Below are 22907 nucleotides of genomic sequence, written 5' to 3' on the forward strand. Positions count from 1 at the left end.
TGGTTCACTGGAGAGATAACAACAAATCAGGGGAAATGATGAAAACGATCGGTCTGTTAGGCGGAATGAGCTGGGAATCCACCATTCCTTATTATCGACTCATTAATGAAGGGGTAAAACAGCGTCTGGGTGGCCTGCACTCGGCACAGATTCTGTTGCACAGCGTAGATTTTCACGAGATTGAAGCCTGTCAGTCTGGCGGTGACTGGCAGCGAGCTGGGGAGATCCTCGCGCAGGCCGCCGCAGGGCTTCAGCAAGCCGGAGCGGAAGGGATTGTGTTGTGTACCAACACCATGCACAAAGTTGCTGAGGCGATTGAAACCGCCTGTGACGTGCCGTTCCTGCATATTGCCGATGCGACGGGTCGGGCCATACAAAAACAGCAGATGAGCAATGTGGCGCTACTGGGTACGCGCTACACCATGGAGCAGGATTTTTACCGCGGACGCCTACAGACTGAATTTGGTATTAGCACGCTTATTCCTGAGGCTGATGACCGTCAGAAAATAAACCAGATTATTTTCGACGAGCTGTGCCTCGGTGAGTTCAGCAACGCCTCCCGCGACTACTACCTGAGCGTAATTGATCAGTTGGCTAAACAGGGCGCTCAAGGGGTTATCTTTGGCTGTACCGAGATTGGTCTGCTGGTTCCAGCCGAGCTAAGTCCATTACCGGTTTTCGACACCGCGGCAATCCATGCGCAAGATGCGGTGGCGTTTATGCTTTCGTCTGTGGATACAAAATAGCCTCCAGTGGATCGATAAGCCTCGGGAGTTGGGCTTGCAGATGCGCCGTAAAAGCATCGACCAGCGCCGAGGCAGGGCGATGAAGTGGGTGGATCAGGCTGACCGTAAAGGGTACCGAAATACTGAAGCGGCGGATAACCACTCCGCTGCTGGCATAATCCAGCGCGGTCAGTGGGTTTACCACCGAGATCCCCACGCCCGCCCGCACCATTGCACAAATTGAAGCGGCGCTGTGGGTTTCAATCACCATGCGGCGCTTCACCTGATGTTCGTTAAACAGGGTGTCCAATAGCTGACGGTAACTGTCGGTCCGCGACAGGCTGATGTAGTTCTCTCCCTGAAAATCCTGCGGCGTTAATACCGCTTTCTCGGTCAGCGGATGCCCCTGCGGCAGTACACACACTTCATCCAGCGCCAGCAATTCGGTGCGTTTCGTTCCGGCTGGCGTATGCAGCGTTTCCGTTAACCCCAGATCGTGGCGCTGCGCCGACAGCCACTCTTCCAACAGTGGTGACTCCTGCGGCACGATCTGAATGTTGACCTGCGGATAGCGCGCGAGAAATGGCTGCAGCAGCGGCGGTAAAAAGGACTGTGAAAATACCGGCAGGCAAACAATCGACAATTCACCTTGACGAAATTCGCGCAGGCTTTCGGCGGCGCTCACAATTCTGTCCAGGCCGTACCACGAACGTTGTACCTCTTCAAACAGACGTAAGCCTTGCACGGTTGGATGCAGTCGGCCACGCGTGCGTTCAAACAGCGTTAATCCCAGGACTTTTTCGAATCGGGCCAGTTCCCGACTGACGGTGGGCTGCGAGGTATGTAGCATGCGCGCGGCTTCCGTCAGATTACCAGCGGTCATGATGGCGTGAAAAATTTCAATGTGGCGCAGGTTAACCGCGGGCATAGGCAATCCTCGAATGAGCTAATCCATATCATTTTTGCATAGACTCACGATAAAACGATATTTTTTATTCTTTTTGGGCTGTGGCGTAATCATAAAAAAGCCAATACCGGAGCACACCATGCCACGCCCACTCAACAACACAGACACTGACCTGACCGCCGACAACCTGTTGCGCCTGCCTGCCGAATTCGGCTGCCCGGTGTGGGTCTATGATGCGCAGATTATTCGCGCGCAGATTGCCAAACTGAGTCAGTTTGACGTAGTGCGTTTTGCCCAGAAGGCATGTTCGAATATTCATATTTTGCGCCTGATGCGCGAGCAGGGCGTGAAGGTCGATTCCGTCTCGCTTGGCGAAATTGAACGCGCGCTGGCGGCAGGTTTTGTACCGGGCAAAGATGAGATTGTCTTTACCGCCGATATGATTGATGAAGCGACGCTCGCCCGGGTGCATGAATTGAGCATTCCGGTAAATGCCGGGTCGGTCGATATGCTGGAACAACTAGGCCAGCTCTCGCCGGGCCATCGCGTGTGGCTCCGCGTAAACCCTGGCTTTGGGCATGGACACAGTCAGAAAACCAATACCGGGGGAGAAAACAGCAAGCACGGTATCTGGTACAGCGATCTTCCGGCGGCGCTGGAGGTAATTCAGCGCTATAAGCTGAAGCTGGTAGGTATTCATATGCATATCGGCTCTGGCGTGGACTACGCGCATCTGGAGCAGGTGTGCGGCGCGATGGTGCGTCAGGTGGTGGAATTTGGTCAGGATCTGGAGGCGATCTCCGCAGGCGGCGGTTTATCAATCCCGTATCGCGAAGGTGAAGAGGCGATCGACACCGATCACTATTTTGGATTGTGGAACGCTGCGCGCGATAGTATTGCGCGTCATCTGGGTCATGCCGTCAAACTGGAGATCGAACCAGGGCGTTTCCTGGTCGCGGAAGCCGGTGTGTTAGTGGCGCAGGTGCGCAGCGTAAAAGAGATGGGCAGCCGTCACTTTGTGCTGATCGATGCGGGCTTCAACGATCTGATGCGCCCGGCCATGTACGGTAGCTATCACCATATCTCCGCGCTGGCGGGAGATGGTCGTTCTCTGGAACAAACTCCTCAACGGGAGACCGTGGTGGCCGGACCGCTGTGCGAATCAGGCGACGTGTTTACCCAGCAGGAAGGCGGAAATGTGGAAACCCGTCTGTTGCCTGCGGTGGCGCCGGGTGATTATCTGGTTTTGCATGATACCGGGGCGTACGGAGCGTCAATGTCGTCAAACTACAATAGCCGCCCGCTGCTGCCGGAGGTCTTGTTTGATAACGGCGTGGCGCGACTGATTCGTCGTCGCCAGACCATTGATGAGCTGTTAGCGCTGGAATTAATCTGAGTAAAGCTGGCCGGATAAGGTGCTTGCGTCGCCATCCGGCTCTTTTTCATATTACTTAAAGTACGGTCCGAGCGTTACTGAGTCACGTAATACCAGTTTGCCGGTAAACGGAGGGATCGGCTCCACGCTCTCACCGTTGGCCAGACGTATAGCCTGGTCGATTGCCGTGGTTATCATGGTATCAATCGGCAGATAAACGGTAGATAACCCCGGTTCCAGCCATTTGGCGCTGGGCGCATCATCAAAACCAAACAGCGAGACGTCCGTCGGGATCCTCAGTCCGGCCTGATGTAACGCTTTTGATGCACCTAATGCCATATCATCGTTACAGGCGAACAGGGCGCTGAATTTCACCCCTTCCTCCAGCAGTTCTCGACAGGCTTCATAGCCTCGCGTCATCGTGGAGTCGCCGTATTTAACCTTATCAGGATCCCAGGGAATACCGTTTTTTTCCAGAGCCTTACGATACCCCATCAGGCGGGATTTACCGGTAGGCGTATGGCCTGGCACGGTGATGCAAGCAATATCGCTGTGCCCCTGCGAGATCAGATAATTGACCGCCTGATACGCCGCGTCTTCCTGCTCAAAGAAAATCGCGCGATCGCGGGCCTGACTGACATCACGGTTGATGACCAGCAAAGGCATCGCAATGCTGTTCATCAGCGACATAATCGCCGTTTCACTCATATAGCGGGTATAGAGAATAATGGCGTCGCACTGCCTGTCGGCCAGCATTTGCACGGCTTCCTGCTCACGCTCCGGCGTGTCGTGACCATCGGTGACGATCAACTGCTTGCCGTGAGACTCCGTCTGGCGCGAGGCCTGTTGCAGCAGGCGGCCAAAGTAGAATCCATCAAATGTGGAAACCACCAGGCCAATGCTGTTGCTGGTGCGATTCGCCAAAGAGCGCGCTAAAAAGTTGGGCCGATAATCGAGTGCCTGCATGGCCTTGAACACTTTCTGGCGTGTGCTCTCTTTTACCTGGCCCGTTCCATTTAGTACGCGCGAAACTGTCGCTTTTGAGACGCCTGCGTGTCGTGAAACGTCCAACATCGTAGTCATGACGCAATCCTGGTTAATCGTTTGACGATGAGTTCCCCGGCTCTGTCAGCGCCGAAACGGAATGGCGACGCACCAGAGTTGGGTTAAAGACGTGGGTAATTTCAGGTGCGGGTCGCTTCTCCGCCAGCGCGAGCGCCAGTTCAGCGGCCTGGGTTGCCATCGTCACGATGGGATAGCGTACCGTGGTCAGACGTGGGCGCACATAGCGGGAAATCAGCACATCATCAAAGCCAATCAGCGAGATTTCTCCCGGCACATCAATGCCGTTATCATTCAATACGCCCATGGCGCCAGCCGCCATTGAGTCGTTGTAGCAGGCTACCGCAGTGAAGTTTTTGCCACGACCAAGTAACTCGGTCATGGCCTGTTCACCGCCGCTTTCATCCGGTTCGCCGAACGTCACCAGTCGATCGCTCACCGGTATATTGCTCTCCGCCAGCGCGTCGTAATAGCCTTGCAGACGATCTTCCGCATCAGAAATACTGTGATTAGAACACAGGTAGCCAATGCGCGTATGGCCCTGCTGAATAAGGTGTCGGGTAGCGAGCCACGCGCCGAAACGGTCATCGAGGGCAACGCAGCGTTGTTCGAATCCCGGCAGAATTCGGTTAATCAATACCATGCCGGGGATTTGCTTCATTAATGAAGCCAGATCCGCATCCGGGATGATTTTGGCATGGACAACAAGGGCCGCGCAGCGGTGGCGAATGAGCTGTTCAATCGCCTGACGTTCCTTCTGTTCATTATGGTAGCCGTTGCCAATCAGCAAAAAATTCCCGGTGTTATAGGCCACCTGCTCGACAGCTTTAACCATTGCCCCGAAGAATGGATCGGACACATCACCAACGACCAGACCGATGGTTTCTGTGGATTGTTGCGCCAGTGCACGCGCATTCGCATTGGGGTGGTAGCTGAGTGATTCCATTGCACTCGTTACGGCCAGACGCGATGCTTCGCTGGCTTTGGGGGAATCATTGATCACTCGAGAAACGGTGGCGACTGATACACCAGCTAGTCGGGCTACATCCTTTATGGTCGCCATGATAGTACCTGTTGTGGGTAAACGCTTACATTCCGTCAGTGTTACGGAAAATGGCTGGCTGTTCAAGCAGATTGCCCGTCAGGACCTCGCAAATGTGAGCGCGCGCGAGCGAAGTAAGACAGAAAATAGAAAATGCTAATTTTTGCTTACACTTTGCGATGTGCTGTTGCGATTGTTCGCTGGTGGGAGAACTGAGCGGATTGCTAAAGTTGGGATCCCAGAGGTATTGATAGGTGAAATCAACTTTCGGGTTGATCACTAGAATTACACCAGCCTGCGCAGATGCGCAGGTTTTTTTTTGCCTTCAGCCTATCTGTAACAGTAACCGATAATTTACACAACTCGTTGCATTTGGGTTCATTCCTTTGCGTTTTCGTACTGGCGTATCTGGCTGCTGACGACCACAATCAAGATCCCAGAGGTATTGATTGGTGAGATTATTCGGTACGCACTTCGTACCTGTCTCTTGCACCGACCTGCGCGGATGCGCAGGTTTTTTTTCGGACTGTATTTACCTGTTTACCTGTCGCGCCCATTCCCCAACTCGTATACTCTCCCACCATTAATGTTTCTATAATTAATGGCACAGGGAGTTGAGATGCTATTTGGCTTTTTTCGTAATCTGTTTCGCGTGCTTTTCCGCGTTCGCGTCACGGGCAATGTCAGCGCGCTACAGGGAGAACGCGTTCTAATCATTCCCAACCATGTCTCATTTATAGACGGCATCCTACTGGCGCTATTTTTACCGATTCGTCCCGTCTTCGCCGTTTACACCTCGATCAGCCAGCAATGGTATATGCGCTGGCTAACCCCGCTGATTGACTTTGTGCCGTTAGACCCAACCAAACCGATGTCGATTAAGCATCTGGTCCGTCTGGTCGAGCAGGGCCGTCCGGTGGTGATTTTTCCCGAAGGACGCATTTCGACCACCGGTTCGTTGATGAAAATATATGACGGTGCCGGGTTTGTCGCCGCGAAGTCGGGAGCGACGGTCGTTCCTGTCCGCATTGAGGGGGCAGAGCTTTCCCACTTCAGCCGCTTGAAAGGTCTGGTTAAACAGCGATTCTTCCCGCGTATCCAACTGCACATTCTACCGCCGACCCAAATGCCAATGCCGGAAGCCCCGCGAGCTCGCGATCGCCGCAAAATCGCCGGTGAAATGCTGCATCAAATTATGATGGAAGCACGTATGGCGGTACGCCCGCGTGAAACGCTATACGAGTCGCTGCTGGCGGCAAAATACCGTTTTGGCGCGGGCAAAAACTGCATTGAAGATGTTAACTTTACGCCGGACAGCTACCGCAAACTGCTGACTAAGACGCTCTTTGTGGCCCGTATTCTGGAAAAATACAGCGCCGAAGGTGAAAAAATCGGCCTGATGCTGCCAAATGCGGGGATCAGCGCGGCGGTCATTTTTGGAGCCATTGCGCGTCGACGCATTCCGGCCATGATGAACTACACGGCGGGCGTGAAAGGGTTAACCAGCGCCATTACTGCGTCTGAAATCAAAACGATCTTCACTTCCCGACAGTTTCTCGATAAAGGCAAACTCTGGCATCTACCGGAACAGCTCACCCAGGTACGCTGGGTTTATCTGGAAGATTTAAAAGCCGATGTGACGTTGAGCGATAAGCTGTGGATTTTCTCACATCTGCTGGCACCGCATCTGGCGCAGGTGAAACAGCAGCCGGAAGAGGCTGCGGTGATCCTCTTTACGTCTGGTTCGGAAGGCCATCCGAAAGGCGTGGTCCACAGCCACAAGAGTATTCTGGCGAACGTTGAGCAGATTAAAACAATTGCCGATTTCACCGCCGATGACCGTTTTATGTCGGCACTGCCGCTGTTCCACTCCTTTGGCCTGACGGTGGGATTATTCACGCCGCTACTGACCGGTGCAGAAGTGTTTCTTTATCCCAGCCCGCTTCATTACCGCATTGTGCCGGAGCTGGTGTACGACCGGAACTGCACCGTGTTGTTTGGTACTTCAACGTTCCTCGGTAACTATGCGCGTTTCGCGCATCCGTACGATTTCCACCGCCTGCGCTATGTGGTGGCAGGCGCAGAAAAACTGCAAGACAGCACAAAGCAGCTATGGCAGGAGAAATTTGGCCTGCGCGTCCTTGAAGGCTATGGCGTGACGGAATGTGCGCCGGTTGTGTCGATCAATGTGCCGATGGCGGCAAAATCAGGAACGGTAGGGCGCATCTTGCCTGGCATGGATGCCCGACTGCTGGCTGTTCCGGGTATTGAGGACGGTGGGCGTTTACAACTGAAAGGCCCGAATATTATGAGCGGCTATTTGCGCGTCGAAAAACCTGGCGTGCTGGAAGTGCCGACGGCAGAAAATGCGCAGGGTGAGATTGAGCGCGGCTGGTATGACACCGGAGACATCGTCCGCTTTGATGAAAACGGCTTTGTACAGATCCAGGGGCGCGCCAAGCGTTTTGCTAAAATTGCCGGAGAGATGGTCTCGCTGGAAATGGTTGAGCAACTGGCATTGGCGGTATCTGCAGACAAAATGCACGCCACGGCGATCAAGAGCGATGCCAGCAAAGGTGAGGCGCTGGTGCTGTTCACTACCGACAGCGAACTCACGCGTGAAAAACTACAGCAGTATGCGCGAGCGCATGGCGTGCCTGAACTTGCCGTACCGCGTGATATTCGCCACCTGAAGCAACTCCCATTACTCGGCAGCGGTAAGCCGGATTTTGTTACGCTGAAAAGCTGGGTCGATGAGCCGGAAAAACAACATGATTGAGTCAGCGCACACTAACACTTCAATCTGGTCCAAAGGGATGATGTCCGTCATCGCCGCGCAGTTTCTGTCGGCGTTTGGCGATAACGCGCTGCTGTTCGCCACGCTGGCGCTGCTGAAGGAACAATTTTATCCGGACTGGAGCCAGCCAATCCTGCAAATGGTGTTTGTGGGCGCTTACATCCTGTTTGCGCCATTTGTTGGACAGGTGGCGGATAGCTTTGCCAAAGGCAGAGTGATGATGTTCGCGAACGCCCTGAAACTGCTGGGCGCGGCGAGTATTTGCTTCGGCATTAATCCGTTTCTCGGGTATACGCTGGTGGGGATTGGCGCGGCCGCGTACTCACCGGCCAAGTATGGCATTCTCGGTGAATTGACCACCGGTGACAAACTGGTGAAAGCCAACGGCCTGATGGAAGCCTCCACCATCGCCGCGATTTTGCTCGGTTCTGTCGCCGGCGGCGTTCTGGCCGACTGGCATGTGATTGCCGCACTTTCTGCCTGTGCGCTGGCCTATGCTGGCGCCGTGGTGGCTAACCTGTACATCCCGAAACTGGCCGCGGCTCGTCCTGGCCAATCCTGGCATCTGGGGAAAATGACGCGCAGTTTCTTCTGCGCCGCCTCTTCGCTGTGGCGCAACGGTGAAACCCGTTTTTCGTTGGTCGGAACCAGCCTTTTTTGGGGCGCGGGCGTCACGCTGCGTTTTCTGCTGGTGCTGTGGGTTCCGGTGGCGCTCGGCATCACCGATAACGCTACGCCGACCTACCTCAATGCTATGGTAGCGATTGGGATTGTCGTAGGCGCGGGGGCGGCAGCGAAGCTGGTGACGCTGGAAACCGTGTCGCGCTGTATGCCAGCGGGGATCCTGATTGGCGTCGTGGTGCTGATTTTCTCACTTCAGCATGCGCTGCTTCCGGCTTACGCGTTGCTGATGCTTATCGGCGTGTCAGGTGGCTTCTTTGTGGTACCGCTGAATGCGTTGCTGCAGGAGCGGGGCAAGAAAAGCGTCGGTGCGGGTAATGCGATCGCGGTGCAAAACCTGGGCGAAAACAGCGCGATGCTGCTGATGCTTGGGATTTACTCACTGGCAGTGCTGGTGGGGATCCCGGCGGTAGCGATTGGTATTGGTTTCGGCGCGCTGTTTGCGCTGGCGATTGCGGCGCTGTGGATTTGGCAGCGCCGCCAGCCTGGTACGAGATGAATGAACAATGAATGTGCCGGATGGCAGCGTCGCCTTATCTGGCCTACAGAGAGCAGCAATTTGTAGGTCTGATAAGCGTAGCGCCATCAGGCACTAACCGTCACGGTGCAGGATAGGTATACACCTGATGCACCGCTTCAATCTCTGCCAGTACTTCTTCGCTCAACTCCAGATGCAGGCTTTCAACGTTGGTTTTTAGCTGCTCCATCGTCGTGGCTCCCAGCAGGGTGCTGGCGACAAACGGCTGACGACGCACGAATGCCAACGCCATTTGCGCAGGATCCAGATTATGGCGTTTCGCGATATCCACATAGGCCGCAACGGCTTTTTGCGTTTGCTCGCCGCTGTAACGTGTGAAACGGCTAAACAGCGTATTGCGTGCACCGGCAGGCTTCGCGCCGTTCAGGTATTTACCGGTTAATGTACCGAAACCAAGGCAAGAGTAGGCCAGCAGTTCAACGCCTTCATACTGGCTCACTTCCGCTAGTCCAACCTCAAAGCTGCGATTCAGCAGGCTGTAGGGGTTCTGGATGGTGGCGATGCGCGGCAGATCGTGCTTGTCCGCCAGGTGCAGGTAGCGCATCACGCCAAACGCGGTTTCATTGGACACGCCGATGTAGCGAATTTTCCCCGCGCGCTGAAACTCTGCCAGCGCGTCCAGCGTATCCAGCAGCGAAACGACTGGCGCAGAGTCCGTCCAGCTGTAGCCTAACTTACCAAAGCAGTTGGTCGGGCGCTGCGGCCAGTGAACCTGATACAGATCCAGGTAATCGGTTTGCAGTCTTTTCAGGCTGTCGTGCAGCGCTTCACGAATATTTTTACGGTCCAGCGCCTGATTCGGTCGAATACCGCTGTCGTTGTTACGTGAAGGTCCACTGACCTTAGAAGCAACGATTAGCTTTTCACGGCTGCCGTGTTTGGCGAGCCAGTTACCTACGTAGGTTTCGGTGAGACCCTGGGTTTCAGGACGCGGCGGTACCGGATACATCTCGGCAACGTCGATCAAATTTATGCCTTGTTCTACGGCATAATCGAGCTGTGCATGTGCGTCGGCTTCGCTGTTTTGTTCACCAAACGTCATTGTGCCCAGCCCCAGTGTACTGACTTCAAGCGAGCTGTGGGGTATACGGTGATATTGCATAGCCGTTTCCTTTTTATAATCACGACATAAGGATTATAAAAATGGCTGAGGGAAGAGAAAAAGGGAAGTAAAATTGTTAAGGCCAGCGCGCTGCTGACCTCAACCATCAGCGTTCAATGATTTGAGACACATCATCGCGATTAATCTGCATCGCATTGCCTTGCTGGTCGTGATAGCTCACCAGACCGGTATCATCGTCAATTTCTGGTTTTCCATCGGTCAGGATCATTCGACCATCTTTTGTCGCCATTACATAATCACTGCTGCATCCGGAAACGGCAAAAGCCAGTCCTACGGCGGAAATCAAAACTGCCCATTTTTTCATCTGCTTATCCTCACATGGCCTGCATCTGACAATAGTTTAGTAATAACGCGAAGTTGTGCATGGCGAAAGCAGTAAAATCTTAAACTGTGAGAAGAGGTAGGTGTGGCGCGCATTCGCTCCCCGTGCGGGGAGCGATGGATTTCATCAGAGCGGATTTTTTTTATTACGCCACAGGTTCAGGGTCTCTACCGCAATAGAGAAGAACATGGCGAAATAGATATATCCTTTCGGAACGTGGACGTCGAAACTTTCCAGAATTAGCGTGAAACCGACCAGAATCAGGAACGAGAGCGCCAGCATTTTTACCGAAGGATGGCGGTCGACAAAATCGCCAATCGGGCGTGCAGCAAACATCATCACACCCACGGCAATCACCACTGCCGCCATCATGATAAACAGATGATCGGACAAGCCTACCGCAGTAATCACGGAATCCAGGCTGAAGATTATGTCTAACAACATGATCTGCACAATCGCGCCCAGAAAAGAGGAAACGCGGGTTTTCAGCCCCTCTTCCTCACCTTCAATGGATTCGTGGATCTCCTTACTGGCTTTCCAGATCAGGAACAATCCCCCGAGTAGAAGGATCAGGTCGCGCGCTGATATTGCCTCGCCAAACACTTCGAATAGCGGGTTTGTCAGACGCGTTACCCAGGCAATAGAGGCGAGCAGTGCCAGACGCATGATCATCGCCGCCGCAAGCCCAATACGTCGGGCATGATTGCGTTGCGCTGTCGGGAGTTTGGCTACAACCAGAGAGAGGAAAATAATATTGTCGATCCCAAGAACGATCTCCAGCAGCGTCAGCGTACCGAGCGCAAGCCAGGCGTTAGGATCGGTTATCCATGCAAATAACATCGAACAAAGTCCTGCCAAAAAAAAGAAGCGGTAATTATAGGCCCGTAACGCGGCGGGTGAAAGACCGGACGGTGCTATTGCGCCTGGAACAAGAAATGTCGCTCAAGCAATGCGCGCGTGAAGTTCTTTTTCAAGTAAAAACCGCGTGGTAGGGTCAGGATGGGTTCGCCATGGGCGCCAATGGCCTCGGTAAGCGCTCGGGCGTTGGCGGCTTTAGGACGCAGCTGTAGCACTTCCCCATGGCGGGCAGTGATGCGTTCGACGTGGCCTAACACAATCATATCCATCAACTCTTCCCAGTCCAGACGCAATTGCCGGTCTTCTTCTTCATTCGGGCTCCACAGCAGGGGAGAACCGACGCGGCGCTCCGCCAGCGGGATGCTGCGTTCGCCTTCTACCGGGATCCACAGAACGCGTTTAAGTTTGTGCCGCACATGGCTGGTTTCCCAGGTAACGCCGGTATTGCCGGTTAACGGTGCCACGCACACAAAGGTGGTTTCCAGCGGTCTGCCAAGGCTATCCACTGGGATTGTTTTCAGCTCCACGCCCAGCGCCGCAAAATCCTGCTCCGGTTTGCTGCCCGCACTGGCGCCGAGCCAGATTTCCAGTAGCACGCCAATCCAGCCTTTATCGCGCTTGAGATCCTTGGGGGCGACGAGTCCCGCCATTGCCGCCAACTCTCCCAGCGCGTAGCCCGAAAGCAGCTGTGCCTGGCTCAACAACTGGGCTTCAGATTCAGGGGGAGAAAGCAGCGGATGGAGTTCTGACATCGGGTTAACCCTTAGGTGAAAAAATGAGCAAAGATTTTATACCGTGTGGACAGAGTTTATCTTTTTCCACATGCTTTATTCAATTCTATGATTTATATTGATTTTTAGATTCACATACGCAGAGTTGCGCAACAGCGAAGCGGGTTTTCCAATTCTGGTCACTGACAATGAACAGGATCTTACACCATGTTATCCACAGAAAGATGGGATAACTGTGAAAAACCCCCACTACTGTTTCAATTTACAGCCTTGACGTGCGACGAAAATCGAATTTTCACACAAATTGTGCCTAACTTATTGGCATAATCTGTGGATAAAACCAACGCTGGTCGATCTTTCATCAGCCTGAAGATCGTGTGCGTGATATACGTCACGTTTCTATGGGTTTATTTGCGCTGAACGGTTTTAACTTTATGAATATAGAAGACTATTTTTGATATGTGACGAATGTCTTATTCGGACTGTTCTGGGTTTTCCCATAGTAATTCCGTACTTCTTCACAACTATATCCACAGAAAAGGTGAATAAAATCGCCTTGCTTGCCCTTCTTCTGTTTATAACTTCGCCCTTAGCTGTGAGTTATTCAATTGTTATTAGAGTATCGCGCCCTTAACAGAGTGGTTTACCGCCTCTCTGGAGTGTGAAACAATCGTTTGTATATAAGGTTTATATTGAGGTAGTCCGGTGATTGATGACGATGGCTACCGCCCGAATGTAGGGATAGTAATTTGTAACCGCCAGGGGCAGGTCATGTGGGCCCGGCGATTTGGTCAGCACTCCTGGCAATTCCCGCAAGGTGGGATAAATGCAGGAGAGACAGCAGAGCAGGCGATGTACCGGGAACTCTTTGAAGAAGTGGGTCTCAGTCGTAAAGATGTACGGATCCTTGCTTCTACTCGTAACTGGTTGCGTTACAAGTTACCGAAACGTTTGGTGCGTTGGGACACGAAGCCGGTTTGTATCGGCCAGAAACAAAAATGGTTTCTTCTGCAATTGGTCAGCAGCGATGCTGAAATCAATATGCAAACCAGCAGTACACCTGAGTTCGACGGCTGGCGCTGGGTGAGTTACTGGTATCCGGTTCGACAGGTGGTGTCATTTAAACGCGATGTCTATCGCAGGGTGATGAAAGAATTCGCAAGTGTTGTCATGGCGCTTCAGGAAAGCACTCCTAAGCCGCAAAGCGCACCTGCGTACAGACGTAAAAGAGGTTAAGCTACGCAAATTATGCTCACCCGCCTGCGCGAAATAGTCGAAAAGGTGGCCAGTGCTCCGCGTCTGAATGAAGCGCTGAATATTCTGGTTACCGACATCTGTCTTGCGATGGATACAGAGGTCTGTTCGGTTTATTTGGCCGATCACGATCGACGTTGTTATTACCTCATGGCGACCCGGGGACTGAAGAAACCGCGTGGTCGTACTGTCGCACTCGCGTTTGATGAAGGTATCGTTGGCCTGGTTGGCAGGCTGGCGGAACCTATCAACCTCGCCGATGCGCAAAAACATCCCAGCTTTAAATACATCCCTTCGGTAAAAGAAGAGCGCTTTCGTGCGTTCTTAGGCGTACCGATTATTCAGCGCCGTCAGTTGTTAGGTGTGCTGGTGGTCCAGCAGCGCGAATTGCGCCAGTACGATGAAAGTGAAGAGTCTTTCCTCGTCACGCTCGCCACGCAAATGGCGGCGATTCTTTCGCAGTCGCAGCTTAACGCGCTGTTCGGCCAATACCGGCAAACGCGCATCCGCGCATTGCCCGCCGCCCCTGGTGTGGCAATAGCCGAAGGCTGGCAGGATGCGACGCTGCCGCTGATGGAGCAGGTCTATCAGGCTTCAACGCTGGATCCGGTGCTTGAGCGCGAGCGACTCACCGGTGCGCTGGAAGAGGCGGCGAATGAATTCCGCCGCTACAGCAAACGCTTTACCGCTGGGGCGCAAAAAGAAACGGCGGCGATTTTTGATCTCTACTCACACTTGCTTTCCGATACTCGTCTGCGCCGTGAGCTGTTTGCGGAAGTGGATAACGGTTCGGTGGCCGAGTGGGCCGTTAAAACGATCATTGAAAAGTTTGCCGAACAGTTTGCCGCGCTGAGTGATAACTACCTCAAAGAGCGGGCCGGAGATTTACGCGCGCTGGGCCAGCGTCTGCTGTTCCATCTTGACGACTCGATCCAGGGGCCGAATACCTGGCCGGAGCGCTTTGTGCTGGTGGCGGATGAACTTTCCGCCACCACGCTGGCGGAACTTCCTCAGGACCGCTTAGTCGGTGTGGTTGTCCGGGACGGCGCGGCCAACTCTCATGCGGCTATTATGGTTCGTGCGCTGGGTATCCCTACCGTCATGGGGGCCGATATCCAGCCATCGGTGTTACATCGCCGTACGCTGGTCGTGGACGGTTATCGCGGTGAACTGCTGGTCGATCCAGAACCGGTATTGATCCAGGAATACCAGCGTCTTATCACTGAAGAAATTGAGCTGAGCCGCCTGGCGGAAGACGACGTCAACCAGCCAGCACAGTTGAAAAGCGGCGAGCGTGTGAAGGTGATGCTCAATGCGGGCCTCAGCCCGGAGCATGAAGAGAAGCTGGGGAGCCGGATCGACGGCATTGGCCTGTATCGCACCGAAATCCCGTTCATGCTGCAAAGCGGTTTTCCTTCGGAAGAAGAACAGGTTGCGCAGTATCAGGGCATGCTGCAAATGTTTAACGACAAGCCGGTGACTCTGCGTACGCTGGATGTCGGCGCCGATAAACAACTGCCCTACATGCCGATCAGTGAAGAGAACCCGTGCCTTGGCTGGCGTGGTATTCGCATAACGCTCGATCAGCCGGAGATCTTTTTGATCCAGGTTCGGGCCATGCTGCGTGCCAACGCGGCAACCGGCAACCTGAGCATTTTGCTGCCGATGGTCACCAGCATTGATGAAGTGGACGAAGCGCGACGTTTGATTGAACGCGCCGGACGCGAAGTGGAAGAGATGATCGGCTACGCGATCCCAAAACCGCGCATTGGCATCATGCTGGAAGTTCCGTCGATGGTGTTTATGCTGCCGCATCTGATAAACCGGATAGACTTTATCTCGGTCGGAACCAACGATCTCACTCAGTACATTCTGGCTGTTGATCGTAACAATACGCGGGTGGCCAGCATTTATGACAGCCTGCATCCGGGTATGTTACGTGTGCTGGCGATGATTGCGCAGGAAGCCGAAAGAAGCGGTATCGATTTGCGATTGTGCGGTGAAATGGCGGGCGACCCGATGTGCGTGGCCATTCTGATCGGCCTGGGTTTTCGCCATTTGTCGATGAACGGTCGTTCCGTGGCTCGCGTTAAATATCTGCTGCGCCATATCGATTTTGATGAGGCGCAAACGCTGGCGCAACGCAGCCTGGAAGCGCAGATGGCGACAGAAGTACGCCATCAGGTGGCGGCTTTTATGGAACGCCGTGGCATGGGGGGACTGATTCGCGGGGGATTGTGAATCGGGGGCTGGTAACAGTAGGTATACATATCTTTTAACTGTAATCGGCATCCGCTGCGATCCCCATGTGCTATCATTCGCACCTTTGGAGCGCCTGCATTATGCAGGCGCGCTTATCAATTGCTGTCTGACTTCAGCGAAATAACAAGAACTTGTGGTGACAGATGACCAGTAGCTATCTGCATTTTCCGGATTTCGATCCGGTCATTTTCTCAATCGGACCCGTCGCGCTTCACTGGTACGGCTTAATGTATTTGGTGGGGTTTATTTTTGCGATGTGGCTGGCGACGCGCCGTGCTAATCGTCCGGGCAGTGGCTGGACCAAAAATGAAGTAGAAAATCTACTGTATGCGGGCTTCCTCGGGGTTTTCCTTGGAGGGCGTATTGGTTACGTACTGTTCTATAACTTCCCGTTATTCCTCGATAACCCACTGTATCTGTTCCGCGTCTGGGACGGCGGGATGTCCTTCCACGGTGGGCTTATTGGTGTGATCCTGGTGATGATTATCTTCGCCAAACGCACCAAGCGTTCGTTCTTCCAGGTTTCTGATTTCATTGCCCCGCTGATTCCGTTTGGTCTGGGCGCAGGGCGTCTGGGCAACTTTATCAACGGTGAGCTGTGGGGACGCGTTGATCCGAACTTCAAGTACACCATGCTGTTCCCGGGCTCCCGTACCGAAGACATTTTACTGCTGCAAACTAACCCGCAATGGCAGTCAATTTTTGATACCTACGGCTCGCTGCCGCGCCACGCCTCACAGCTTTATGAGATGGCGCTGGAAGGCGTTGTGCTGTTTATCATTCTTAATCTTTACATTCGTAAACCGCGCCCGATGGGCTCGGTATCCGGTCTGTTCCTGATTGGTTATGGCGCGTTTCGTATTATCGTTGAATTCTTCCGCCAGCCGGATGCGCAGTTTACCGGCACCTGGGTACAGTACATCAGCATGGGGCAAATCCTCTCAATCCCGATGATTGTCGCAGGCATTATTATGATGGTTTGGGCGTACCGCCGCAGCCCACAGCAACACGTTTCCTGAGGAACCATGAAACAGTATTTAGAACTGATGCAAAAAGTGCTGGATGAAGGCACACAGAAAAACGACCGTACCGGAACCGGAACGCTTTCCATTTTTGGTCATCAGATGCGTTTTAATCTGCAGGAAGGGTTCCCGCTGGTTACGACTAAACGCTGTCATTTACGCTCGATCATTCATGAACTGCTGTGGTTTTTGCAGGGCGACACCAACGTTGCCTACCTGCATGAAAACAACGTCTCAATCTGGGACGAATGGGCGGATGAAAACGGTAATCTGGGCCCGGTTTATGGCAAACAGTGGCGTGCGTGGCCTACGCCAGACGGTCGCCATATTGACCAGATCACCACGGTGTTAAACCAGCTCAAAAATGACCCGGACTCTCGCCGAATTATCGTTTCTGCATGGAACGTCGGTGAGCTGGATAAAATGGCGCTGGCGCCGTGCCACGCGTTCTTCCAGTTTTACGTGGCGGATGGCAAGCTCTCCTGCCAGTTGTATCAGCGTTCGTGCGATGTGTTCCTCGGTTTGCCGTTTAACATTGCCAGCTACGCCTTGCTGGTACACATGATGGCGCAGCAGTGCGATCTGGAAGTGGGTGATTTTGTCTGGACCGGCGGCGACACGCACCTGTACAGCAACCATATGGATCAAACGCATCTGCAGCTTAGCCGCGAACCGCGCGCGCTGCCGAAGCTGGTCATCAAACGTAAGCCTAAATCTATCTTTGACTATCGCTTCGAAGATTTCGAAATTGAAGGCTACGATCCGCATCCTGGTATTAAAGCGCCAGTGGCTATCTAATCGGCTTCATGCTGTCACAACCGACGCCCGTGTGCGTCGGTTTTTTTTGTCTCAAATCGCGTTCTTCGGCGTGGGTTCCTGAAATATTGCAACGACCTGCAACGCGACAAATATTCCTCGTAGCTCGCCGTAGAAACCGAATTTCCCGCTCGTTATTCATTTTCCTCACGCCATACTGGCGACATGAAAAAACAACACGGCTACACGCTTCTCGAAACCCTGATTGCGATGCTGATCGTCGCGGCGCTTGGCGCCTCGGGGCTGTATGGTTGGCAGCGCTGGCAACAGCAACAGCGGCTATGGCAAACCGCCATTCAGGTGCGAGATTACCTGCTGCAACTGCGTGAAGATGCTAACTGGCGTAACCGCGATCACGTCATCAGCGTGATTCGGGATGGCACATCCTGGTGTTTTGTCAGCTCTGCTGCTGTGCAAACCACGTGTCTACCCGTTTCGCCCTTGGTTTTTACACCGCCCTGGGACGATGTCGAAATGGCAGAGATAACGCCTTCACTGGCCTTTTTTGGTCTGCGCAATACGGCATGGGCTGGACATATTCGCCTGAAAAATACGACAGGGGAATGGCGCGTGGTGGTGTCAGGCTGGGGGCGAATCAGGCTTTGCGAGAAAGATGAGGCCAGGTTATGTCAGTAAATGAACGGGGCTTTTCACTCCTGGAGGTGCTGATTGCTATGGCGATTAGCAGCGTTTTATTGCTTAGCTCAGCGCGATTTTTACCCGCGCTGCAGCGAGAGATCCTGCGCAACACGCGCCAGTTAGCGCTTGAAGATGAAATATGGCAGCGGGTATACACCGTGGCGAAGCATCTTCAGCGGGCAGGGTACTGCCGCGGAAACTGTGTCGGAGAAGGGCTGGAGATATCGGCTAAGGGCGACTGTGTCATTGCGCGCTGGGATGCCAATAGCAACGGCATTTGGGAGAGCAGTCCCGCGAAAGAGGCCGATACGATTGGATTTCGTTTACAGGACAAGGTACTGGAGACCCTGCGGGGAGTAACGGACTGCAATGGAAAAGGGTGGGAGAAAATGTCCGATCCAGCCACGATACAGATTGAGGCATTTCAGGTTGAACGTCTGAATATCAGCGGATATTCCCCGCTCCTTACGCTGCGTTTGCGCGGAGTGAACAATGTCGAACCACAAAAGGTTATTGAAGCAGTCTACAGCGTGACAGGATTCAACCTGTGAACCGTGAGCGGGGCGTTTCATCTTTAGCGATGGTCCTGTTACTGCTGGTGCTCGGTAGCCTTCTGCTGCAAGGCGTTAGCAGGCAGGAGTCCCGTTTTGCTTCGCGAGTGGTCACGCAAAGTCAGGCTCTGCAGCGCCAGGTGGTGGTGCAATCTGCGATGGAATGGGGGCGTATGCAGCCCTGGCGCTTACAACTCGCCGCACAGTGTCGGCGTTATACCACGCAGGATGCCGCGGTTTGTCTGCGACAGCTCACTAATAATTCCGTGCTGCTTATAGTCCATTATGAAGGGGTATCGTTATGGCGGCAGGGGGCGATTATTGATGACAATATCGAATACTCGGCGCACGGCTGGAGCGATTTTTGTCCGCTAAAGGAGCAGGCATTATGTCAGATCCCCTGAACAGACAGCGTGGCTTTAGCCTGCCGGAAGTGATGCTGGCAATGGTGCTGATGATCATGATTGTGACCGCGCTGTCAGGATACCAGCGGGCGCTGATGAACAGCTTTATCATCAGAAACCAGTATCAGCAACTCTGGCGTCACGCCTGGCAGCAAACCCAGCTGTATCAGTTTTCATCGCCTTTGAACTGGCAGGTTAACCGAATGCAGACAACGAGCGCGGGATGTGTCAGCATCAACGTTAAAATTTCTTCACCCTTGGGCAGGCAGGGTCAGATGACGCGTCTGCATTGCCCGAATCGTCAGTAGTCAGGAGTCGCTATGTTAAGGGTCTACCACTCCAATCGTCTGGATGTGTTGGAAGCGTTAATGGAATTTATCGTTGAGCGCGAGCGGCTGGACGACCCCTTTGAACCTGAGATGATCCTGGTTCAAAGTACCGGTATGGCGCAGTGGCTACAAATGACCCTTGCACAGAAGTTTAGTATTGCCGCCAACATCGATTTTCCGCTGCCCGCGAGTTTTATCTGGGATATGTTTGTGCGCGTGCTGCCGGATATCCCGAAAGAGAGCGCGTTCAGCAAACAGAGCATGAGCTGGAAGTTGATGACGCTGTTGCCGCAATTGCTGGATGGCGATGACTTCGCATTGCTGCGCCACTATCTGACGGACGACACCGATAAACGTAAGCTGTTTCAGCTTTCCTCGCGCGCGGCTGACCTCTTTGACCAGTATTTAGTCTATCGCCCTGAGTGGTTGACCCAGTGGGAAGCCGGGCGACTGGTTGAGGGACTCGGCGAATCTCAGGCCTGGCAGGCGCCGTTGTGGAAAGCGTTGGTGGAACACACCGAGGAATTGGGCCAGCCGCGCTGGCATCGCGCCAATTTATACCAACGATTTATTCAGACTCTGGAAAGTGCGTCCGAGTGCCCGCAGGGACTGCCTTCTCGCGTCTTTATTTGCGGCATTTCGGCTCTGCCGCCGGTTTATTTGCAGGCATTGCAGGCGCTGGGCAAGCACATTGATATTCATCTGCTGTTTACCAACCCTTGTCGCTACTACTGGGGAGATATAAAAGATCCCGCCTGGCTGGCGAAGCTGATGGCGCGTCAGCGTCGGCACAGCTTTGAAGAACGCCATCTGCCGCTGTTTCGCGATAGTCAGAAAGCCGAAGGGTTGTTTAACAGCGATGGTGAACAGGATGTGGGCAACCCGATGCTGGCCTCGTGGGGCAAACTGGGGCGCGATTACATTTATCTGCTTTCAGAACTGGAAAATAGTCAGGAGCTGGATGCGTTTGTCGATATAACACCTGACAATCTTTTGCATAATATTCAATCGGATATTCTGGAACTTGAAAGTCATGCCGTGGCGGGCGTTACGCTGGAAGAGTATTCGCGTAGCGACAATAAACGACGGCTTGAACTGAACGACACCAGCGTGACTTTCCATGTTTGTCATAGCCCACAGCGCGAGGTAGAAATTCTTCATGACCGCCTGCTGGCAATGCTGGAAGCGGATCCCACGCTGACGCCGCGCGATATTATTGTGATGGTGGCGGATATCGACAGCTACAGCCCATTTATTCAGTCGGTCTTTGGCAGTGCGCCAGCTGAGCGTTACTTACCTTATGCGATTTCCGACCGTCGGGCGCGCCAGTCTCATCCCGTCTTACAGGCCTTTATTAGCCTGCTGTCGCTGCCGGATAGCCGTTTTGTCTCAGAGGATGTGCTGGCATTACTGGATGTGCCCGTGCTGGCGGCGCGTTTCAATATCGATGAAGAAGGGCTGCGCTATCTTCGGTTATGGGTCAATGAATCCGGGATTCGCTGGGGAATTGACGACGATAACGTGCGTGAACTGGAACTTCCGCCTACAGGTCAGCATACCTGGCAATTTGGTTTAACGCGCATGCTGCTCGGCTACGCGATGGAAAGCGCGCAGGGCGAGTGGCAATCGGTATTGCCATACGATGAGTCCAACGGTTTGATTGCCGAGTTGGTAGGGCATCTGGCCTCGTTGCTGATGCAGCTCAATCTCTGGCGTAGAGGGTTAGCGCAGGAGCGCCCGCTGGAAGAGTGGCTGCCCGTTTGTCGGGACATGCTTAATGATTTCTTCCTGCCGGATGCAGATACCGAAGCGGCGATGACACTGATTGAACAGCAGTGGCAGGCCATTATCACTGAAGGTCTGGGGGCTGAGTATGGTGATGCCATACCGCTTTCTCTATTGCGAGATGAGCTGGCTCAGCGTCTTGACCAGGAGCGCATTAGCCAGCGCTTCCTGGCGGGGCCAGTTAACATTTGTACGCTGATGCCGATGCGCTCTATTCCTTTCAAGGTGGTTTGCCTGCTGGGTATGAACGATGGCGTTTATCCGCGTCAGCTTGCGCCGTTGGGCTTTGATTTGATGAGTCAAAAACCGATGAGGGGCGATCGCAGCCGTCGCGATGATGACCGCTACCTGTTTCTTGAAGCATTGATTTCAGCACAGCAAACGCTCTACATCAGCTACATTGGCCGCTCCATTCAGGACAACAGCGAGCGCTTCCCGTCGGTACTGGTGCAGGAACTGATGGACTACATCGGGCAAAGCCACTACCTGCCGGGCGATGAATCGTTGACCTGCGATCAAAGCGAGGCCCGGGTAAAAGCACACATTACCCGTTTGCATACCCGTATGCCCTTTGATGCACAAAACTATCTGCCGGGCGAACAGCAAAGCTATGCCCGGGAATGGCTGCCTGCGGCGAGCCTGTCAGGAAAAGCGCACACGGATTTTGTCCAGACGCTTCCCTTTGAGATGCCTGAAGCGCTGACGCTGGAAACGCTGCAGCGATTTTGGGCTCATCCGGTAAGGGCTTTTTTCCAGATGCGTCTGAGGGTCAACTTCCGCTCTGAAGAAAGTGAGATCCCGGAAACGGAACCGTTCACTCTTGAAGGATTAACCCGCTATCAGCTTAATCAGCAATTGCTTAACACGCTGGTTGAAGAGAAGGATGCTGAACAACTGTTTCGCCGTTTTCGTGCGGCGGGCACGCTTCCCTATGGGCCATTTGGCGAAATTCTGTGGGATACGCAGCGTCAGGAGATGCAGTCGCTGGCTGAACGCATTATCGCCTGTCGTCAGCCCTGCCAGAGTATGGAAATCGATCTTAACTGTAACGGCGTGCAAATCACCGGTTGGCTGCCACAGGTGCAAGAGGACGGTTTGTTGCGCTGGCGCCCATCTTTGATAAGCATTGCGCAGGGTGTGCAACTTTGGCTGGAACATCTTGTCTATTGTGCCAGTGGCGGTACGGGAGAGAGCCGGTTGTTCCTGCGTAAAGACGGGGAATGGCGTTTTCCGCCACTGGATGCAGAGCAGGCACTGCTGTACCTGTCGCAGCTCATTGACGGGTATCGGGAAGGCATGTCGTCACCATTGCTGGTATTGCCCGAAAGCGGCGGCGCCTGGATAAAAACCTGTTATGACGCCGTAAATGATGCCATGTTAGATGACGATGCAACGTTGCAAAAAGCGCGCAGTAAGTTTCTGCAGGCCTATGAAGGCAACATGATGGTACGGGGTGAAGGTGATGATATCTGGTATCAGCGTCTTTGGCGTCAACTGGATGCGGCTACGCTGGAGACCATTGTTTTACAGTCTCAGCGTTACCTGTTACCGATTTTTCGCTTTAATCAGTCATGATGATTGTATAAAAATTGCGCAGTCCGATGGCTTCCACTATGATGCGCATTCTGTCACGGACTGATTCTTACAAAGAGAGGATGCTGGCTCGTTCAGCACATAGTCTTGC

Annotated in this window: 20 protein-coding genes; 13 read left to right on the plus strand and 7 right to left on the minus strand. The window is 53.6% G+C overall.

The genetic code is table 11. The features are described from left to right. Window positions 1-38: 38 nt before the first annotated feature. Window positions 39-746 carry an aspartate/glutamate racemase gene (locus OGV93_RS22440; RefSeq protein WP_016154284.1) on the plus strand — a complete coding sequence of 236 codons (708 nt, stop codon included), beginning with the start codon at window positions 39-41 and terminating at the stop codon, window positions 744-746. Here the strand turns inward: OGV93_RS22440 and OGV93_RS22445 are convergent. Next, window positions 718-1653, minus strand: coding sequence for a LysR family transcriptional regulator (locus OGV93_RS22445; protein ID WP_016154283.1), 936 nt, complete (start codon window positions 1651-1653; stop codon window positions 718-720). The genes OGV93_RS22440 and OGV93_RS22445 overlap by 29 nt on opposite strands. Window positions 1654-1771: 118 nt before the next feature. Here OGV93_RS22445 and lysA point away from each other — a divergent pair, with 118 nt between their 5' ends. After that, window positions 1772-3028 carry a diaminopimelate decarboxylase gene (gene lysA / locus OGV93_RS22450; RefSeq protein WP_200083907.1) on the plus strand — a complete coding sequence of 419 codons (1257 nt, stop codon included), beginning with the start codon at window positions 1772-1774 and terminating at the stop codon, window positions 3026-3028. 51 nt (window positions 3029-3079) lie between these two features. Here lysA and OGV93_RS22455 read toward each other — a convergent pair whose 3' ends face one another. Both OGV93_RS22455 and galR read right to left on the minus strand, forming a co-directional pair. Continuing rightward, complete coding sequence (locus OGV93_RS22455; protein WP_016157383.1) at window positions 3080-4090, minus strand: LacI family DNA-binding transcriptional regulator; 1011 nt, start codon at window positions 4088-4090, stop codon at window positions 3080-3082. Between the two features lie 13 nt (window positions 4091-4103). Continuing rightward, entirely contained in the window at window positions 4104-5132 is a 1029-nt protein-coding gene (gene galR / locus OGV93_RS22460) for an HTH-type transcriptional regulator GalR (protein ID WP_016157382.1), read from the minus strand. Window positions 5133-5730: 598 nt separating this feature from the next. Between galR and aas the strand changes: the two genes are divergently transcribed. Next, a complete protein-coding gene (gene aas, locus OGV93_RS22465; RefSeq protein ID WP_287110188.1) occupies window positions 5731-7890 on the plus strand; it encodes a bifunctional acyl-ACP--phospholipid O-acyltransferase/long-chain-fatty-acid--ACP ligase in 2160 nt (719 codons plus the stop codon). After that, window positions 7883-9088, plus strand: coding sequence for a lysophospholipid transporter LplT (gene lplT / locus OGV93_RS22470; RefSeq protein WP_016154279.1), 1206 nt, complete (start codon window positions 7883-7885; stop codon window positions 9086-9088). The genes aas and lplT overlap by 8 nt, the downstream gene beginning before the upstream one ends. Before the next feature lie 100 nt (window positions 9089-9188). Here lplT and OGV93_RS22475 read toward each other — a convergent pair whose 3' ends face one another. The 4 genes from OGV93_RS22475 to mutH form a co-directional block, all read right to left on the minus strand. After that, on the minus strand, window positions 9189-10229 hold the full coding sequence (locus OGV93_RS22475) for an NADP(H)-dependent aldo-keto reductase (protein WP_016154278.1): 1041 nt from the start codon (window positions 10227-10229) through the stop codon (window positions 9189-9191). Between the two features lie 106 nt (window positions 10230-10335). Beyond that, window positions 10336-10554 (minus strand): lipoprotein YgdR, encoded by a 219-nt coding sequence (gene ygdR, locus OGV93_RS22480; protein WP_000758660.1) that lies wholly within the window; start codon window positions 10552-10554, stop codon window positions 10336-10338. A 144-nt stretch (window positions 10555-10698) separates the two neighbouring features. After that, window positions 10699-11412, minus strand: a complete 714-nt coding sequence (locus OGV93_RS22485) for a TerC family protein (protein WP_016154277.1) — start codon at window positions 11410-11412, stop codon at window positions 10699-10701. Between the two features lie 74 nt (window positions 11413-11486). Further along, on the minus strand, window positions 11487-12182 hold the full coding sequence (gene mutH / locus OGV93_RS22490; protein WP_016157380.1) for a DNA mismatch repair endonuclease MutH: 696 nt from the start codon (window positions 12180-12182) through the stop codon (window positions 11487-11489). 684 nt (window positions 12183-12866) lie between these two features. Between mutH and rppH the strand changes: the two genes are divergently transcribed. The 9 genes from rppH (at window position 12867) to recC (ending at window position 22798) form a co-directional block, all read left to right on the plus strand. Continuing rightward, window positions 12867-13397 carry an RNA pyrophosphohydrolase gene (rppH, locus tag OGV93_RS22495; protein WP_003825602.1) on the plus strand — a complete coding sequence of 177 codons (531 nt, stop codon included), beginning with the start codon at window positions 12867-12869 and terminating at the stop codon, window positions 13395-13397. Between the two features lie 12 nt (window positions 13398-13409). Then, window positions 13410-15656 (plus strand): phosphoenolpyruvate--protein phosphotransferase, encoded by a 2247-nt coding sequence (gene ptsP, locus OGV93_RS22500; protein ID WP_287110190.1) that lies wholly within the window; start codon window positions 13410-13412, stop codon window positions 15654-15656. A 164-nt stretch (window positions 15657-15820) separates the two neighbouring features. Then, a complete protein-coding gene (gene lgt, locus OGV93_RS22505; RefSeq protein ID WP_016157378.1) occupies window positions 15821-16696 on the plus strand; it encodes a prolipoprotein diacylglyceryl transferase in 876 nt (291 codons plus the stop codon). Between the two features lie 6 nt (window positions 16697-16702). Further along, window positions 16703-17497: a thymidylate synthase gene (gene thyA / locus OGV93_RS22510; protein ID WP_103928555.1), complete on the plus strand. Its 795-nt coding sequence runs from the start codon at window positions 16703-16705 to the stop codon at window positions 17495-17497. A gap of 183 nt (window positions 17498-17680) precedes the next feature. Continuing rightward, complete coding sequence (locus tag OGV93_RS22515) at window positions 17681-18151, plus strand: prepilin peptidase-dependent protein (protein WP_016157377.1); 471 nt, start codon at window positions 17681-17683, stop codon at window positions 18149-18151. Continuing rightward, window positions 18142-18705 (plus strand): prepilin peptidase-dependent protein, encoded by a 564-nt coding sequence (locus tag OGV93_RS22520; protein ID WP_047359084.1) that lies wholly within the window; start codon window positions 18142-18144, stop codon window positions 18703-18705. Before OGV93_RS22515 ends, OGV93_RS22520 begins: the two co-directional genes overlap by 10 nt. After that, complete coding sequence (locus OGV93_RS22525; protein ID WP_047359085.1) at window positions 18702-19109, plus strand: DUF2509 family protein; 408 nt, start codon at window positions 18702-18704, stop codon at window positions 19107-19109. The genes OGV93_RS22520 and OGV93_RS22525 overlap by 4 nt, the downstream gene beginning before the upstream one ends. Continuing rightward, window positions 19094-19417: a prepilin-type N-terminal cleavage/methylation domain-containing protein gene (locus tag OGV93_RS22530; protein WP_047359086.1), complete on the plus strand. Its 324-nt coding sequence runs from the start codon at window positions 19094-19096 to the stop codon at window positions 19415-19417. The genes OGV93_RS22525 and OGV93_RS22530 overlap by 16 nt, the downstream gene beginning before the upstream one ends. Window positions 19418-19429: 12 nt before the next feature. Further along, complete coding sequence (gene recC, locus OGV93_RS22535; protein WP_220221995.1) at window positions 19430-22798, plus strand: exodeoxyribonuclease V subunit gamma; 3369 nt, start codon at window positions 19430-19432, stop codon at window positions 22796-22798. Window positions 22799-22907 lie beyond the last annotated feature (109 nt).

The organism is Citrobacter sp. Cb031 (genome assembly GCF_030336725.1).
Classification (GTDB): domain Bacteria; phylum Pseudomonadota; class Gammaproteobacteria; order Enterobacterales; family Enterobacteriaceae; genus Citrobacter; species Citrobacter braakii.

What these genes read in the sequence shown, in the direction of transcription:
- OGV93_RS22440 (WP_016154284.1), top strand. Translation starts at nt 39, where the DNA reads ATGAAAACGATCGGTCTGTTAGGCGGAATGAGCTGGGAATCCACCATT.
- OGV93_RS22445 (WP_016154283.1), bottom strand. Translation starts at nt 1,653, where the DNA reads ATGCCCGCGGTTAACCTGCGCCACATTGAAATTTTTCACGCCATCATG.
- lysA (WP_200083907.1), top strand. Translation starts at nt 1,772, where the DNA reads ATGCCACGCCCACTCAACAACACAGACACTGACCTGACCGCCGACAAC.
- OGV93_RS22455 (WP_016157383.1), bottom strand. Translation starts at nt 4,090, where the DNA reads ATGACTACGATGTTGGACGTTTCACGACACGCAGGCGTCTCAAAAGCG.
- galR (WP_016157382.1), bottom strand. Translation starts at nt 5,132, where the DNA reads ATGGCGACCATAAAGGATGTAGCCCGACTAGCTGGTGTATCAGTCGCC.
- aas (WP_287110188.1), top strand. Translation starts at nt 5,731, where the DNA reads ATGCTATTTGGCTTTTTTCGTAATCTGTTTCGCGTGCTTTTCCGCGTT.
- lplT (WP_016154279.1), top strand. Translation starts at nt 7,883, where the DNA reads ATGATTGAGTCAGCGCACACTAACACTTCAATCTGGTCCAAAGGGATG.
- OGV93_RS22475 (WP_016154278.1), bottom strand. Translation starts at nt 10,229, where the DNA reads ATGCAATATCACCGTATACCCCACAGCTCGCTTGAAGTCAGTACACTG.
- ygdR (WP_000758660.1), bottom strand. Translation starts at nt 10,554, where the DNA reads ATGAAAAAATGGGCAGTTTTGATTTCCGCCGTAGGACTGGCTTTTGCC.
- OGV93_RS22485 (WP_016154277.1), bottom strand. Translation starts at nt 11,412, where the DNA reads ATGTTATTTGCATGGATAACCGATCCTAACGCCTGGCTTGCGCTCGGT.
- mutH (WP_016157380.1), bottom strand. Translation starts at nt 12,182, where the DNA reads ATGTCAGAACTCCATCCGCTGCTTTCTCCCCCTGAATCTGAAGCCCAG.
- ptsP (WP_287110190.1), top strand. Translation starts at nt 13,410, where the DNA reads ATGCTCACCCGCCTGCGCGAAATAGTCGAAAAGGTGGCCAGTGCTCCG.
- lgt (WP_016157378.1), top strand. Translation starts at nt 15,821, where the DNA reads ATGACCAGTAGCTATCTGCATTTTCCGGATTTCGATCCGGTCATTTTC.
- thyA (WP_103928555.1), top strand. Translation starts at nt 16,703, where the DNA reads ATGAAACAGTATTTAGAACTGATGCAAAAAGTGCTGGATGAAGGCACA.
- OGV93_RS22515 (WP_016157377.1), top strand. Translation starts at nt 17,681, where the DNA reads ATGAAAAAACAACACGGCTACACGCTTCTCGAAACCCTGATTGCGATG.
- OGV93_RS22520 (WP_047359084.1), top strand. Translation starts at nt 18,142, where the DNA reads ATGTCAGTAAATGAACGGGGCTTTTCACTCCTGGAGGTGCTGATTGCT.
- OGV93_RS22530 (WP_047359086.1), top strand. Translation starts at nt 19,094, where the DNA reads ATGTCAGATCCCCTGAACAGACAGCGTGGCTTTAGCCTGCCGGAAGTG.
- recC (WP_220221995.1), top strand. Translation starts at nt 19,430, where the DNA reads ATGTTAAGGGTCTACCACTCCAATCGTCTGGATGTGTTGGAAGCGTTA.